The sequence below is a fragment of the Acinetobacter sp. SFB genome (genome assembly GCF_001647545.1).
Lineage (GTDB): Bacteria > Pseudomonadota > Gammaproteobacteria > Pseudomonadales > Moraxellaceae > Acinetobacter.
In genome coordinates this window covers 202,464-218,524 of sequence record NZ_LSZH01000013.1, presented here as the reverse complement: position 1 = coordinate 218,524, position 16,061 = coordinate 202,464, and the positions used below count along the sequence as shown (strand labels likewise).

The window sequence follows — 16,061 nt, the reverse complement described above, 5'->3', positions numbered from 1 at the left end:
ATAATTTTACTTATGGTACACATCTTTGATGTTATTTTTTGGATAGACTGTGATAATTGGAATATTTTTACGACATATAAAAACCTATAAAGGAATTAACTTTATTCCAATTAGCGATAGTAGTAGTTTTTGTGGACTAGTTGGTGAAAATGGAGTTGGTAAAAGTACCATTTTGGAGTCTCTTGATACGTTTTTCCATCATAAAGACTGGAATATTAATATAGAACATGTTGCCAAAACAGATGCTAATACTCCTTATATTATTCCTATTTTCTTAATAGAAAAGAAAAAACTAAAACTCAATACTGAAGAAATAATATATGTAGAAAAAATTGATAAAGCATTAAGATCAAATGATCCAAGCGGTCTGCCAAAGAAAACTAGGGATATTGGTGTAAGAGCACTCGAACATATACAAAATGTACTACAAAATTTAGAAAATCCTGATGAATACTATATTATTGCAATTGGTATAAATAAAGATAATACAAAAAGTTTTGGTCTTTTTAAAAATACAATTACATCTCACTTTAATATCGCTGACTTTATTAAAGATAGCTCACAAGAAAAAATTCTTGAAGAAAATTTAACTGATGAAGCCGAAGAAGATTTGACTGATGAATCCGAAGAAGATTTAGAGGATGAAGCTGAAGAAGATTTAGAGGATGAAGCTGAAGAAGAAACAAGTATTGCAACAAAAATTCTTACAAGCTTAACAATATCTAAAATATTTTTAAAAATAATTGATTTATATAACTATATATATATTCCAAAAGAGCTAACAGCTGAAGAATTCACTAAGTTACATAATAGAGAGTTTGAAGTATTAATGGGTAAAACCCTTAATCAGACATTAGATAGTTTTATCGATAAAAATTTGGTAGATAGTATAAATAATAAACTTGATAGTTTGGTTTCAACTATAAATGAAAATCTTAACTTCTACACTTATAAAACACCACAAACTCGTCAACAGAAATTAAGAAAGACAGATGTATATAAGTTAATAACAGATGCATATTTCGGAATTAGGCAAATACATCAAAATTTTGATGGAAAGCTCATCCCTATTACTAAGTTAAGTTCAGGAGAAAAACAAAAAGCTATTTTAAATATAGCTAGTATTCTGTTAGAGAAAAATCACCCTCAGAATAAAGATAAATATATTATTTTTGCCTTTGATGAACCAGAATCTTCTCTCCATATTTCAGCTTGCTTCGATATTTTTCAACAATTGCATAAGACTAGTACCTTTTGTAATCAGTTGATTTTTACAACGCATTGGTATGGTTTCTTACCTGCTGTGATAGACGGATGTACTGTTATTATATCGAAGGACAAAAAAAGAGAGCATTTATACGATTTTGTTAATCTTTATAAATATAGGGAGGAAACAAAGTTTCTTAGAGAAAAATCTAATAGATATCAACAATTTCCATCAAGTATAAAATTAAAAAGCATTAATGACCTTGTCCAATCGATTGTCTGTGGCAGTATGTCTGATAAACCTTTTAATTGGATAATATGTGAAGGATCATCTGAAAAAATATACTTATCTTTTCTATTAAAAGAATTAATTGAAAAAAATAACCTACGTATTTTACCAGTAGGCGGTAGAGATGAAGTTAAACAACTCTATAATCATTTATCTATAGCTTTTAAGGATTTTGATGCTGAAATATCGGGCAAAGTTTTTTTATTATGCGATACAGATAATATATCTAATTCTCAACTACTTAATGATAATCAACATAAAAAACTCATGTTTAGACGTTTAATCAATGATAGTAATTCTAGTACTACTAAGCTAGTTCATATAAACGATACGACATCTTCAGAACCTACAGAATTAGAAGATGTTTTAAACTCTAAAACATTTATAAATACACTCGAAAGCTTTAAAGAAATATATCCAGAAATCTTAATTGACTTAGTGGAGGATAATTATTCAAAAATAGAAGATAATCAATATTTGCCATCAGCTTGGGCATTTAGACTTTCACCTGTTTCACCACAAAGAAAGAAAATAATGAGCTTTTTTGACGTTACTCCAACTATAAAAAGTGATTTTGCAAATGTATATATTAAAAATATTAGCAGCAATGATGATTTACCTTGGATTCAAGAAATAAAAGATTTTTTCCAAAGTTGATTATAGAGAGGCACCTTTTCGGGTGCCTCCTTATTTAATATAAAATCTCTTATACGAAACTTAAAAACGAGGATCTAGAGTCCTCGTTTCGTGTAAGCGCTATTATGTTAAATGCAATACTTTACATACTGCATTCTCTCCTGATTTCTACTGTACGGAATAAGCCTCTAAAAGGCATTGTGCTGTAGTTTCATCAAGATTTTTTTCGATCTCATTCCAATTATCTAGATATTTTTTAAATTTTCCATCCATAAAGTGTGAATGTAACGCCACCTGCATATAGTAGCCATCAACAACTAAAGCTATAAAATTTTGGTTACTTTCAATGATGGCATATCCACCGTTTTGCATTTGCAAAAAAGAACGAGAAGCATAGTTTAAATACTTAGTTTCTATTGGAGTCTTAGCAATCATTGCCGGAGAATAGGTTGCAAAGATATTGTCATTTTTTGCATTGTTTATAGGTAGCCAATAAAGGTAACTATCTGTTTTATTTAATGTTTCACATAACAACTGATATAGATTTTGACTACATTTTTCATTGTAATGATCTGAATAGTCTAATAAATTTACTTTTTTATTATTAGCAATTATTGAAGGTTTAATATAATTATGATGATTAATCCATAAAGTAAATATCTTAGAAATATCGGTATATTCCTTATTATTTAATTTCCCATAATAGGGTTTTAATGGATCACTATCGTCAATCCAAGGTTTGGTTTTCCTATTCATAGAACCATTCTCTAGTGTATTTATGGATTCGTTTAAAAGTGAAGAAGAACTAAAATTAACATAATACAGCTTATACGAAGCTTAAAAAATGAGGAGCTATAGTCCTCGTTTTGTGTAAGAGCCATTATGTTAAATAGGCAGGGAATCAGGCTCAATCATTTTATTTTAAGATGAGTTTTGAGTACTTAATTATATGGTCTGTAACACTTTCCAAGTGGTAAGGTTGATGAATCCAGTGATGCCAGTAGAGTTGAACCTTATTTTCTAATTCTGGACATAAATCAATCATTTCATCTTGATCATAGAGGCTATTCAATTGGAATTCTGGAACCATTCCATAGCCTATTCCAAGTCGTATAGCGGTCAAAAAAGATTCTGAAGAGGGTATTAAGTGAAAAGGGTAACTGCCCTTTGTTAGACCGAATTGCTTTATTAAAATATCAAAATGAAGATGGTCTTTTTCATTAAATATTACAGCAGGCGCTAAGCATAAAGCTTGTCTATTTATACCAAGCAAACCATTTTTTTGTGAATGCTTTTGTTGCGATCATTTTATATTTCATCATACCTAAATATTGAGACTTACAGCCTTTCATAGGTTTAGGTTCAATTGAGATACACGCATTAACGATTCCTTTTTCTAGTAAGGAATATGTATGAGCTTGATCATCAACGATTAGATTCAGCAATATCTTATTTTTTATAAGTACATCTTTGAGCGTTGGAAGTAACCAGGTTGCTAGGCTATCGGCATTAGATGCGATAACCACTTTAAAAAATTCAGCTTGTGACTTATTCATTAAATCATGTAAAAAATTTTGTTCTAATCTTTGACTTTTTTTCAAATATTCAAATACGTGCTGACCTGATGTGGTTAATGTACAAGGCTTACTACGTATTATTAATAACTGTCCTAATTCTTTTTCTAAAGCTTGTAATCTTAAGGTTACAGCAGATGGAGTCAGGCAGAGCATTTTTCCTGCCTGATCGAAACTACCAGTCTCAACTACCGCTAAGAAGGCTTCGCATTGTTTTTTTTCTAACATAAAAATTATTTAGCCAACCCAAAATATTCTTAATTTTAATGAATAAAAAAAACAAATACACATAATTCAAATAAATAGATACTTCAGATAAATCAATATGGTTACATTTTTAACAGGATTGGGGGTTGGGTTTTCTCTCATATTAGCCATTGGTGCTCAAAATGCTTTTGTTTTGAGACAAGGACTCAAACGTGAATACGTTTTTAGTGTTTGTCTCATATGCGCCTTATCGGACTCTATTCTTATTTATTTAGGAATTACAGGGTTCTCAAAGATCGTTGAGGAATTTCCTTTAATCACTATTTTTGCTCAATATTTTGGAGCTATATTTTTATTCATTTATGGCTTGAGAAGCTTCTATTCAGCTTTTAGAAAAAATACACATCTTGATCCGAGTCGTATTGAAAAAGCTAATATTTATCGTGTGCTAGGTACTTGCTTGGCATTTACATGGCTCAACCCTCATGTTTATCTAGATACTATTGTACTAGTAGGTTCTATCTCCACGAACTTTACAAACGAATTGCCTGCATTTGCTATGGGAGCAATTCTATCTTCATGGATATTTTTCTTTTCTTTAGGCTACGGAGCAAAATTTCTATTACCTCTATTCCAGAATTCTCTTTCATGGAAAATATTAGATTTTCTAATAGGGGTAATCATGTGGGGTATAGCTATAAATCTTTTGTACTAAAAATATGTGGGGGTAATTTATTTGGCACTGTTGCAAATAGTGATTTGATTTGAGGGTGCTTCCTTTAAAAATGGGTTAGAGACCGAAAACCCTGTTGATTAGACACACTTAACCCTGAGGTTGACCATAATAAAATGACGAAGCTTGTCCTTTATGTAGTGCACGCATGACTTCAATCCCTTTAATTGTGGCATAAGCCGTCTTCATAGATTTGAATCTTAAAGTAGCCTTGATAATCCACTTTAGCTTGCCATGATCACATTCAATTAAATTGTTCTTATATTTAATTTGTCGATGTTCAAGGGCGATTGGGCATTTTCCTTCTCGCTTTAACCGTGATAAAGCGTGGCCATAGGTCGCTGCTTTATCTGTATTGATAACACGTGGAATCTGCCATTTTTTCAACGTATTGAAAATCTTTCCTAGAAAACAATAGGCCGATTTACTGTTCCGTCGAGCGGAAAGGTAAAAGTCAATCGTATGACCACATTGATCAACTGCACGATACAGGTAAGACCATCGCCCATTTACTTTGATAAGTTTCATCCATATGCCATGAATGTAAATCTGTAGGATTACGCCAATACCAGCGTAACCGTTTTTTCCATTTCTGGAGTGTAATGCTGAACCCAACGATAAATTGTGGTGTGATCAACATTCACACCTTGTTCAGCAAGCATTTCTTGAAGTTCAAGATAACTAATACCGTATTTACAGTACCAACTGTACAGCCCAAAGAATGATTTCGTCACGAAAATGCCGACCATGAAATGGATTCATCAACTGTATCTCTGACAAACAAGATATTTAGCTTAGCATGTCAGGCTATTTGCAACAGTGCCACCTCTACTATGTCAATGTAGAGGTGGCAGAAAAACTATAACGTTATGAAAAAACTTATCGTTTTGGCCAAGTCACTGTATCGGCATAATTTTTTAAAACAAATTCACGCGTATCCTCTGCAATAAAGGCCTGTTTCACGATTTCTACTTCAGCTCTCTGCGCAGCGTTGCTATTGGATACAAGGACGCTGTCATAGTCTTGGTTATCTTGTTCAAGAAAAATCGAATCACGTTTGGGTATCAGGTCAGCGTGAATCGTATATGCACCGGCCATAATTGCTAAGTCGGCATCTTTAAAGCTAACAGGTACCAATGCGTGTTCAACTTCTAAAAAACGTAATTTTTTTGGGTTGGCAACAATATCTTTTAAGCTGGTTTTTGCACCAGTATTTGGTTTTAACTCAATCAGTTTTGCACGTGCCAATAAATTGAGCGCACGTCCACCATTTGAAGGATCTGATGGAATTACGATTTTAGCTTTATCTGGAAGATCATTAATATTTTTATATTTAGGTGAATATGCCCCGAACATGCCATTAAACGTCGAGGCAATCGCGACTAAATCCCAATTATTTAATTCTTTTGCTGACTGCATATAATAGTTATGCTGGAAATAGTTTAAATCAGCTTCATTTTCTGCCACTGATTTATTTGGAATCAAGCCATCATTGGCGTATTTAATTTTCAATTCAATATTCTGATTTTTGACCTTATCCCTTACATATTCAACAACTTGTGGATATGGAGGATTATCACGGGTAAGTAATGTAACGACTTTAGTTTCACTATGAGCAGTCGAAGCTGTTTTATCTTGTTTAGAGCAGCCTGATATGCCAAAACCAATTGATGTAGCAAAAGCAGCAAGCAATACATGTTTAAATTTCATAGGTATTCCATTATATACGCGGTTGTTTTAAATAGCGTCTTAAATTGCAATTCAGCTTAAATAACATGACTGGGTTAGAAGTAGCCGATATTTGGTACAGTTTTTTTATTGACTAAAATATCACCCAATACTTTAGCTTTCAGACTGACCGAGTTGTGCGTTGATAGCGTACGGATATTGCGCCAGTGACGATCATTGAATGTATCGCGCCCCATCGCGGAAGCCCCAATGACTTCAAACATCAGATTGGCAGCTTTGAGTGCGAGCGGGTCAATTGCGACTTTTACTTTCGCTGTATCTGCCGCGGCCTGCTGCAGCACGACATCATAGCTCGGAAGGTCTACATGCTGGATCACACGATCTAGTGAGCGGGCTGCCCGTAAAACAGCATTTTCAACGATAAAAGAAATAGACGAAATTTCCCCCGCTTTTTCTAGAAAAAGCGGTTCATCACGCGCTTGTTCAGCATTGCCATAGCTGAACGTTCGACCACGACTGGCCAGCAGCACAGCAGTGCGATCTTCTACAGCTTTGGTTTGGCCTGCAATAATGGCTTGAATGTACAGCTGTGCAAAGGGCTTATTCACTAAGCCCTTTTGTTTAGGCCAACGGATTTCATCTTCGTAAATGGCAACATTGTTAAATAATGTGGTGCCACTGGCCGTATTCCGCTGGCCAATGCCAAGCCAGTCATCAAAAATTTCTACGCCTTCACGGTTTGTCGGCACAACCACATGACATAAAGAATCTAGGTGACTTTGTGCCCAGACCAATACGTAGTCAGCATGCAAGGTACCGGTAGTGAAATATTTTTTCCCGTTTAAAAATAGTTGGTCATTTTTATTTAGAAGATGGGTGATGAGCTTACCGTTGCCAATATTATGTGAAGAGGGTTCAGCTAGCGCATTACTCACCATTTTTCCACTGGCAATACGCTCAAACCATTTTTCACGGTATGTCGGGTCGGGATGTCTCAATACATCTTCAGTAAACTGAAAATGCGAATGGAAAATATGCGCTACATCCGAATCTGCGCGGCCTAGCTCAATAATCACGGCAAACAGTTCTTCAATGCTGAGGGCTTGACCACCATATTGTTTTGGTAGGCGAAGTGCGCCTAATTTCTTTGTTTTTATATATTGAACGATCTGGGTTGGTGGTTGTTCAGCGTTAGCATCACGCAGTTCTAAGTCAGCTTTTACTGCATCAATCAATGCAATAAACTCTGGACATTGGTGGTAGGGAAGTTGTGTATTTGACAGCTCTTTAACTTTAATATTCATAATACTAGACGTCCTATACGCTTACTGTTTTTCCCAAGTGACTGTGCCTGAGTAATTTTTCAGTACGAAATCACGAGTATCATCTGCAGTAAATGCATCTTTAATGAGTTGAACTTCGGCTTTTTGTTGTGACTTAGAATTTGCCACCAGAACCGCATCGTAATTGTGATTATTTTCTTCCAAATACAGGGCATCGTGCTTTGGCACAAGGTTAGCGTGGGCTGTATAGGCACCATCCATAATTGCTATATCTGAATCTTGGTAACTCACTGGTACCAATGCATGCTCTACTTCAATAATCTTTAATTTTTTGGGATTAGCTGTAATATCTTTGACACTGGTTTTTGCACCGGTATTGGGTTTAAGCGTAATTAAACCGACTGAGGCCAGAAGATTTAACGCTCGCCCCCCATTGGAGGGGTCAGACGGAATCACCACTTTAGCGCCATCCGGCACATCTTTTAAATGTTTATATTTCGGTGAATACGCGCCAAAAATACTGTTAAATGTGGTTCCGATCGCGTTTAGATCCCAATTGTTCAGTTCTTTTGCAGACTGCATATAGGTTCTGTGTTGAAAATAATTCAGATCAGTTTCATGTTCAGATACTGATTTGTTAGGAATCAACCCATCATTAGCATACTTAATCCGCAGTTCAATATTCTGATGCTTCACTTTATCTCTTACAAATTCCGCAATTTGTGGCAAAGGTGGATTGTCACGCGTGAGTAAAGTCACGACTTTAATCGCTTCAGCCTCTGCTTTGGTTTTGTCCTGTTTTGCACAGCTTGTCATGCCTAAACCAACAGATCCACTCAATACTGCCGCCAATGTATATTTAAATGTCATATATAAATTAATCCCTTAAATTAAATCCGTTTATCTAAACGCTTCACAAAATAGTTGCCCGTAAATTGAATCATCTGAACAATGAAAATAATAATCAGCACAGTGAAAATCAGAATGTCTGTTTCAAAACGATGAAAACCATACCTGATAGCAAAGTCGCCAATACCACCACCACCGACAATTCCAACAATCGTGGAATAAGAAAAATAACTCACCGTCACAATTGTGATTGCGTTAACAATCGCCGCACGTGCTTCTGAAAACAGTACTTTATGCACAATTTGAAATTTAGTTGCGCCCATTGCTTGTGCTGCTTCAATGACCCCGCGGTTGACCTCTAATAATGCAGCTTCGACGAAACGAGCAAAATAAGGGATGCAACTGATGGTCATTGGAACAATCGCTGCTGTGGTACCAATTGATGTTCCAACAATTAAACGCGTTAACGGAATAATAGAGATTGCGAGAATTAAAAAAGGGAAAGAACGTATGAAGTTCACCAGCGCATTTAAAACACCATTTAGCAACTTATTGCTAGAAATTGAGCCATCACGAGTTAAATACAGTGCAGTGCCTACGATTCCACCAAAAATAATGCCCAATAAAATGGTGACAGACAGCATATAAAAAGTTTCGCCCAGCGCAGTTTGAATTTCAGGCCAAACCCCGATTACTTTGTCGTACATATTAGGACGCCTCTTTTAAGCTGGTACTAATGTCACTAAGGAGTAATTTAGAAATAATAGATTTCACCGGTTGCTGGATGGGCTGGGTGAGGTCAAATTCTTCAATGACTTGACCCTGTTCCATGACCGCTACACGGTTACAGATTTTATGTACCAGTTGCATTTCATGCGTCACAATCACTATCGTGATGTCAAACTGTTGATTGATTTTAGACAGGTAATGCAAAATAGATTCTTTAGTTTGTGGGTCTACTGCAGAAGTTGGCTCATCGCAGAGTAGGATTTTTGGCTGCGTTACAATGGCGCGGGCAATTGCGACACGCTGTTTTTGACCACCGCTGAGTTGACTTGGATAAGCGTCTTTTTTGTCTAACAGATCGACAATTTTCAGACACTCTAGAGCACGTTGATGACGTTCGGATTTTGGCACTCCTGAAAACTCTAAAGGGAGTTCAATATTTTCTAAAGCAGTACGGTTGGTCAGCAAATTAAAATGCTGAAAGATCATGCCGATGAATTTGCGCTGCTCGAGCAATTGCTTTTTTGACAATTGTAGAAGTGATACCCCTTCAATTTTAATATCGCCACTATGAGGATGTTCTAGCAGGTTAATCATGCGTAATAATGTGGATTTTCCTGCACCACTAAAACCGATAATGCCAAATACATCACCTCGATGGATATTTAAACTGACATCGGAGACAGCCGTAAATTGACTCTCCTTTTGTACAAATATTTTAGTGAGATTCTGCAGCTGTATCATGGTTTATTCTCTATGTTAGCTCAGCATCATTGATGCAGTCGTCTGTATGTAGCTCAACATAAATGAGAATTTAATATGTTTTAAATAGGTATTTTTAATAAAATTATATAAAAATAATGAATACTACATTTAAGATCTATCTTTCTATGTCATTAATAGATAATACATATTAATTATTTTGATGCATTTAGAATAATAGTGAATGATTTTAAATAATATTTATAGTTAAATTAGTATGTTGTCGGTATCCCTTGAATCAACTTCTCTAATGTATTGATTGGAATAACAACATCATTTTTAATATTTTATAGATAAAATATAACTTATTCTAAATTTTATCTTTTCATATGAATTTTATTCACTTCGCTTTAAATGCAAGAGATTCTAGAATCCGCAAAAAATAAGTACCGATTAATTGATGGATAAGCATTTGTTTTTCAACTTTTTTATTACAATTGGATCTGAATATTTGACGTTAATTTGTAGCATAGCCAGTTGAAAGATTTACTTTAGCGAATCAATTTGGGTGAATAGGCGTTCGATGGGTTGGGTTAGATGCTAAACACCCGTCATCGAGTATTTTTTTGTTTAGAAGCTCTGTTTGGCATGAATGCAGAGAAGACTGATATTTTTCCATAATGCATCTTAAATTCACATAGAATAAGCTTCTGAATTTTTGAGTAAATTCGATAGCCCATAAGATATGAGCGATTCAAATATCCAATTAGATTTCAATCCGGCAACTGTGCGACGCGATGATGACGAGGTTAAATTTCCAATGAAGATTGAAGACATTCATGCTTTTATTACTTTTGTTAAATTGCAATCGACGCGTCTGACTGCTCAACAATTAGGGATTACACAGCCTGCAGTAACACGTCGCATCCAAAGCCTTGAACAAGACTGTTCAGTACAACTGTTTGACCGAAATACGCGTCCTTTAAAATTAACCGCAAATGGACGAGACATCTATGAACAGTGCTGTATTATCGCGCAAGAGTTCAATCGATTGAAGCAGATGATTGCTTTACAACGTGCAGATGCAACACACCTCAGAATAGGAATTCCAAATAGCCTGTCAGAGTCTGGTATTTTTGGAATGATACAAGAGCTTGAAAAAGACTTTCCATCTGCAAAAATTGAAATCAGTACAGGATGGGGCAAGGAATTATTATCTAAATTAGCGCAAGATGAACTTGATGGCGTCATTTCTACCGCAAAAGAACACAGTGCTTTTCCAAAAGATTATGCGCTGAAAATGATGGGTACCTTACATATTCGGCCTGTAGTATCAAAAACTTTAAGCAGATCGGGTATTTCAACATGGCAAGACTTGCAGGATTTAGGCTGGATTTTAAACAACGAAGGATGTGGATTCAGAGAATTTTTAACTGAAGAATTAGAAAAACAGCATAATCAGCTCAATTTAAAGATTGAAGTCACTGGCGTTAGAATTCAGTTGGATTTAGTACAACAGGGCGTTGGTGCTGGTTTCTTAGCACGGGAATTAATCTCTCAAACGCCGCATTTTCAACAATTATCCATGATCGATACTGAAGAACTCAATCTAGATGTCATTGTTTACAATGCACGTCGGGAAAACCTGAGCCATGCACAAACTGAATTATTTGATGTCATTATGCAACAGTTTAACCAGACATTGAATTTATCCTAATCTCAATCCCTTTTCTATGCGTTAAATTAATATTAGTTTATGATAAATATTTATTTAACACATACTAATTTATAAATTACAGTTGTTTCAAGTTCAAAAAATATTTTGGTTATTGAAATGACAATTCAAATTTTAGGCATGATTGGCCACCGTCTAGCTTCGGAAACAATTCCAGCGCAAGGCCCCGTATTTAATCCAGATTATGTTGCAAATTTTGCTAAGGCACATGAGGATGCTGGTTTTGATCAGGTATTGATTGGTCAGTGGTCAGATCAGCCCGATGGCTTTATTGTGGCTGCTCACGCAGGTGCAAACACTTCGACATTAAAGTTTTTATTAGCGCATCGCCCCGGTTTTATCGCACCAACGTTGGCTGCACGTAAGTATGCAACTCTGGATCATTTACTTAAAGGTCGTTTAGCCATTCACGTGATTACCGGGGGAAGTGATCCAGAACAGCAGCGTGATGGTGACTTTTTAACCAAAGCTGAACGCTATGCCCGTACAAAAGAATTTTTAGACATCGCTAAGCTTTCTTGGTACAGCGATACACCTTTCCAGTACAGCGGTAAATATTATCAAGTGAAAGATGGCTTCTCAGAAATCAAACCGTATCAATCGCATTTGCCAGTGTACTTCGGAGGTTCGTCTCAAGAAGCACTCAATGTAGCAGCTGAACATGCAAACGTGTTTGCACTTTGGGGGGAGCCTTTAGCTGGCGCTGAAGAGCTTATAAAAAACATTCGAACAAATACACTCAATATTGAGCGTAAAAAGCCACTTGATTTTAATATCTCTTTCCGGCCAATTATTGCAGATACACAAGAACAAGCTTGGGAAAAAGCACAAGATATTTACCGTCTCACACGTGAGCAAATTGAAAATCGTGGTCTGCGTACAGATCGGCAAAGTGCTCAAAGTGCAGGCGCCCAGCGCTTGGTCGATTTAGCCTCACAAGAGGTCCATGACACCAATTTATGGACGGGCATTTCAACATTAGTGCATGGCAACCATAACTCTACGGCCTTAGTGGGCACACCAGAGCAAGTCGCAGAATCTATTGCAGAATATTATAAGCTCGGTATTAACAGCGTATTAATTCGTGGTTTTGACCCATTAAACGATGTCATTGAATACGGCAAAGTACTACTGCCGAGTATCCGTCATAAAACCGCCGAACTCGATCAATTCAATAAAATAGCTTAGGCCCGACTGAAACAATATTAAAAAGTGTGATTGAAATGAAAAAAATATTATTAGGCATGATTAGTGCTGTTTCAATAAGTTTAACGGCCTGTAATAAACCGGCTGAAAATACACAAGAACTGAGTAGCACTAAAAATTTAGCACAAATTGAACTCAAAATAGGCGATCAAAAAGGCAACATGCGTGCCCAGCTAGAAGCTTCCCAACTTCTAGAGGGTATCGATTATAAAATTTCATGGTATGAGTTCCCAGCAGCAGCACCAGTGGCTGAGGCATTAAACGCGACTGCGATTGATATTGGTTATCTTGGGGATGCACCCTTTATTTTCGCAAATGCAAATGGAGGCCATACGCGTGCAATTGCGGTTAACCGCTATGATCCATACGCAGTGGCTTTACTGGTGCCTAAAGATAGTCCGATTAAATCCATTCAGGATATTAAAGGAAAAACAGTGACCGCCAATAAGGGCTCAATTGGTCAGCTGGTGACACTGCGTGCTGTAGAGCGTGCTGGCTTGAAAGCATCTGATGTGCATTTTAAATTTTTGCCACCCGCAGATGGCAAACTTGCAGTTGCAAATGGCAATGTCGATGTATGGGCAGTTTGGGACCCATATACTGCCTATGCTGAAATCATCGATGGTTTTCGCATCATTGAAAATGGACGTGGATTATATTCAGGTTTTACATTTCTTGCCGCGACAGAGCAAGCATTAAATCATCAGCAAAAGCGTGCAGCGATTCAGGACTTTATCTACAGACTTGAAGAATCACAGCAATGGGTCAATAAAAATTATCAATCATTTGGTAAAGAACTTGCGAAAATCACCGGAATTCCAGAAGAACCAGCCACATTGGCGTTTAAACGAAAAAATGCCACATGGACCAGTATTACTGATGATGTGATTACGACATCGCAAGAAACAGCAGATTTCTATCATCTACACCAACTCTTGAATCAGAAAATTGATGTAAGCGGTCTGTTTGACCGTGAGTTTAAGACAAAACAGGTCGGAAATTGAGATGGCTGAGCATCTGAACGCTTTAACACTAGTCATTAATGCTATTCAACAGGGCTTGGTAGAACAACTGGATGAGCAAACCTTAATTCAGCGCTTTACACCTGAGTTTAAAAAGCTCCTCAAGGATGCGCACTGGCTTAAACCCGAGTTTAAAAAACCACATCCAGAATATTATCAACAATATCTGTTGTATCTAGATCCTGAAGAACGTTTTTCTATTGTCAGCTTTGTTTGGGGGGGAGGTCAAAAAACCCCCATCCATAACCATGAAGTTTGGGGTGCCATTGGGGTACTTGCAGGCGCAGAAATTTCTACCCCTTATACCCGTGATGAGGCTAGCTTACATGCAGCTGCTCAAGGCGATTATCTCGGGGTGGGAGATATCGACTGGTTTACACCGACTACGGGAGATATTCATGCGGTTCAAAATGCCTTTGAGGATCAGGTCTCAATCAGCATCCATATTTATGGTGCAAATATAGGCAAAGTTGAGCGCTTTACCTATCAACTAGATGGTACAGCTAAACCATTTATTTCTGGCTATTCGAATATTTAAAGAGTGATGTTAAAAAAATGAAAACGATCGGTTATCAAGAAGTTCGTGAAAAATTGCTGGCTGGCGAGGAAATTGCCATTGTAGATTTAAGAGAAGAGCATATTTTCGCCCAAAATCATCCATTATTTGCGAGCAATATTTCGTTATCACGTCTCGAAATTGAAATTTATAACCGTATTCCTCGTCTAGATACACCAATAGTAATTTATGATGATGGCGATGGTCGTGTTGAGCGCGCCTATACCAAACTCAGAGAATATTGTTATAGTAACATTGCTGTGCTAGACGGTGGCGTGGCAGCATGGCAACGTGATGGTGGCGAATTATTCATTGATGTCAACTCTGCGAGCAAAGCATTTGGTGAGTTTGTCGAGCATCATAAAGGGACACCATCTCTGAGCGCAGAGGAACTCAAAGCAAAAATTGACGCTCAAGAAAATATCGTTATTTTAGATGCGCGACGTTTTGATGAATATCAGACGATGAGTATCCCTACGGGGATGAGTGTTCCCGGTGCTGAATTGGTTCTGCGAGCACCTTCATTGATTAAAGATGAAAACACCCAAATTATCGTAAATTGTGCTGGCCGTACGCGTAGTATTATTGGCACTCAGTCACTCATTAATGCCAACTTGCCGCATGAGATTTTTGCATTACGAAATGGAACGATTGGCTGGACACTTGCTGGACAACCACTTGAACATGGTCAGCAACGTTCATTCTCAGATCTTGATACTCAGATCGATGAACAGGTAAAACAAAATGCTGCACAATTAGCAAAACGAGCAGGTGTAAAGCAAATCAATTTCATTGACTTACAGAATCTACAGGCACAGCAAGATAAAACCACCTATATTTTTGATGTACGTACCGAACAGGAATATGAAGCAGGGCATTTACCTGCTAGTCGTTGGGTAGCAGGTGGCCAACTGGTACAGGAAACTGACCATTATGCTGCAGTGCGTGGCGCTCGGATTGTTTTAGTTGATGATCAACTTGTTCGAGCTTATATGACTGGTTCTTGGTTAGCACAAATGAATTGGAATGTTTATGTGCTCGCAGATGATTTTGCGCAAGTTTTGGTCGAAACTGGAGGATGGAAACCAGCTACACCACAGATTGATGTTGATTTGTTTATTTCTCCAGATGAGTTGCAGCAACTTTCAACAACACAAAATATTGTGATTTGGGATTTCACAACTGCGGCGAACTATAAGAAGGGACATATACCACATGCACAGTGGGTATTGAAAGCAGATGTGTCTAAACTGATCCAGCAGCCCGCGTTTACAAGTCTAGATGCTATTGTGGTCACTTGTGGCTCAAGCTTACTTGCTCAATATGCTGTGCCAGAAATCAAAACTCAACTCAAATCTGGTCAAAAAGTGTATATCTTGAAAGGCGGTAATGCTGCATGGGCGCAGGCTGGTCTGCCATTATCTCAAGAACTAGAATTACTTTCTGAAGAGATAGACCGTTATAAACGTCCTTATGAAGGTACAGATATTTCGAAAAAGGCGATGCAAGCTTATCTAGACTGGGAGTTTGGTTTAGTAAATCAGCTTAAAAATGATGGCACACATGGATTCTTTGTAATATAAGATTTATTAAAATTATTCAAAAGATTAAGCATTCTAAGCCAGGAAACGTATTTCTATATTTCTTG

Annotated in this window: 13 protein-coding genes and 2 pseudogenes; 7 read left to right on the top strand and 8 right to left on the bottom strand. The window is 36.9% G+C overall.

Going from position 1 to position 16,061, the window contains the following annotated elements; all coding sequences use genetic code 11:
* Positions 1-49: 49 nt before the first annotated feature.
* Positions 50-2,152 carry an AAA family ATPase gene (locus AY606_RS10480; protein ID WP_067868013.1) on the top strand — a complete coding sequence of 701 codons (2,103 nt, stop codon included), beginning with the start codon at positions 50-52 and terminating at the stop codon, positions 2,150-2,152.
* 147 nt (positions 2,153-2,299) lie between these two features.
* Here AY606_RS10480 and AY606_RS10475 read toward each other — a convergent pair whose 3' ends face one another.
* Positions 2,300-2,887: a hypothetical protein gene (locus AY606_RS10475; RefSeq protein WP_067868010.1), complete on the bottom strand. Its 588-nt coding sequence runs from the start codon at positions 2,885-2,887 to the stop codon at positions 2,300-2,302.
* Positions 2,888-3,047: 160 nt separating this feature from the next.
* Positions 3,048-3,933 (bottom strand): annotated as a pseudogene (locus AY606_RS10470) (LysR family transcriptional regulator ArgP).
* 97 nt (positions 3,934-4,030) lie between these two features.
* Between AY606_RS10470 and AY606_RS10465 the strand changes: the two are divergent.
* Positions 4,031-4,627, top strand: coding sequence for a LysE/ArgO family amino acid transporter (locus tag AY606_RS10465; RefSeq protein WP_067868007.1), 597 nt, complete (start codon positions 4,031-4,033; stop codon positions 4,625-4,627).
* A gap of 108 nt (positions 4,628-4,735) precedes the next feature.
* Here the strand turns inward: AY606_RS10465 and AY606_RS10460 are convergent.
* The 6 genes and pseudogenes from AY606_RS10460 to AY606_RS10435 all read right to left on the bottom strand — a co-directional run bounded on the left by AY606_RS10460 (position 4,736) and on the right by AY606_RS10435 (position 9,936).
* A pseudogene (locus tag AY606_RS10460) lies at positions 4,736-5,407 on the bottom strand (IS6 family transposase).
* 117 nt (positions 5,408-5,524) lie between these two features.
* Entirely contained in the window at positions 5,525-6,355 is an 831-nt protein-coding gene (locus AY606_RS10455; protein ID WP_067868003.1) for a MetQ/NlpA family ABC transporter substrate-binding protein, read from the bottom strand.
* Positions 6,356-6,429: 74 nt separating this feature from the next.
* A complete protein-coding gene (locus AY606_RS10450; protein ID WP_081408397.1) occupies positions 6,430-7,638 on the bottom strand; it encodes an acyl-CoA dehydrogenase family protein in 1,209 nt (402 codons plus the stop codon).
* A gap of 21 nt (positions 7,639-7,659) precedes the next feature.
* On the bottom strand, positions 7,660-8,487 hold the full coding sequence (locus AY606_RS10445; RefSeq protein WP_067868000.1) for a MetQ/NlpA family ABC transporter substrate-binding protein: 828 nt from the start codon (positions 8,485-8,487) through the stop codon (positions 7,660-7,662).
* Positions 8,488-8,507: 20 nt separating this feature from the next.
* Positions 8,508-9,173, bottom strand: a complete 666-nt coding sequence (locus AY606_RS10440) for a methionine ABC transporter permease (RefSeq protein WP_067867997.1) — start codon at positions 9,171-9,173, stop codon at positions 8,508-8,510.
* Between the two features lies 1 nt (position 9,174).
* Positions 9,175-9,936 (bottom strand): methionine ABC transporter ATP-binding protein, encoded by a 762-nt coding sequence (locus tag AY606_RS10435; protein ID WP_067867994.1) that lies wholly within the window; start codon positions 9,934-9,936, stop codon positions 9,175-9,177.
* 703 nt (positions 9,937-10,639) lie between these two features.
* On the opposite strand from AY606_RS10435, the gene AY606_RS10430 reads away from it, so the two are divergent.
* The 5 genes from AY606_RS10430 (at position 10,640) to AY606_RS10410 (ending at position 15,996) form a co-directional block, all read left to right on the top strand.
* A complete protein-coding gene (locus tag AY606_RS10430) occupies positions 10,640-11,611 on the top strand; it encodes a LysR family transcriptional regulator (RefSeq protein WP_067867990.1) in 972 nt (323 codons plus the stop codon).
* 117 nt (positions 11,612-11,728) lie between these two features.
* Complete coding sequence (locus AY606_RS10425; protein ID WP_067867979.1) at positions 11,729-12,817, top strand: LLM class flavin-dependent oxidoreductase; 1,089 nt, start codon at positions 11,729-11,731, stop codon at positions 12,815-12,817.
* Between the two features lie 35 nt (positions 12,818-12,852).
* Positions 12,853-13,839, top strand: coding sequence for an ABC transporter substrate-binding protein (locus AY606_RS10420; protein ID WP_212838729.1), 987 nt, complete (start codon positions 12,853-12,855; stop codon positions 13,837-13,839).
* Position 13,840: 1 nt separating this feature from the next.
* Positions 13,841-14,395, top strand: a complete 555-nt coding sequence (locus tag AY606_RS10415) for a cysteine dioxygenase family protein (protein ID WP_067867976.1) — start codon at positions 13,841-13,843, stop codon at positions 14,393-14,395.
* Between the two features lie 17 nt (positions 14,396-14,412).
* Complete coding sequence (locus AY606_RS10410; protein WP_067867973.1) at positions 14,413-15,996, top strand: rhodanese-like domain-containing protein; 1,584 nt, start codon at positions 14,413-14,415, stop codon at positions 15,994-15,996.
* Positions 15,997-16,061: the final 65 nt, after the last annotated feature.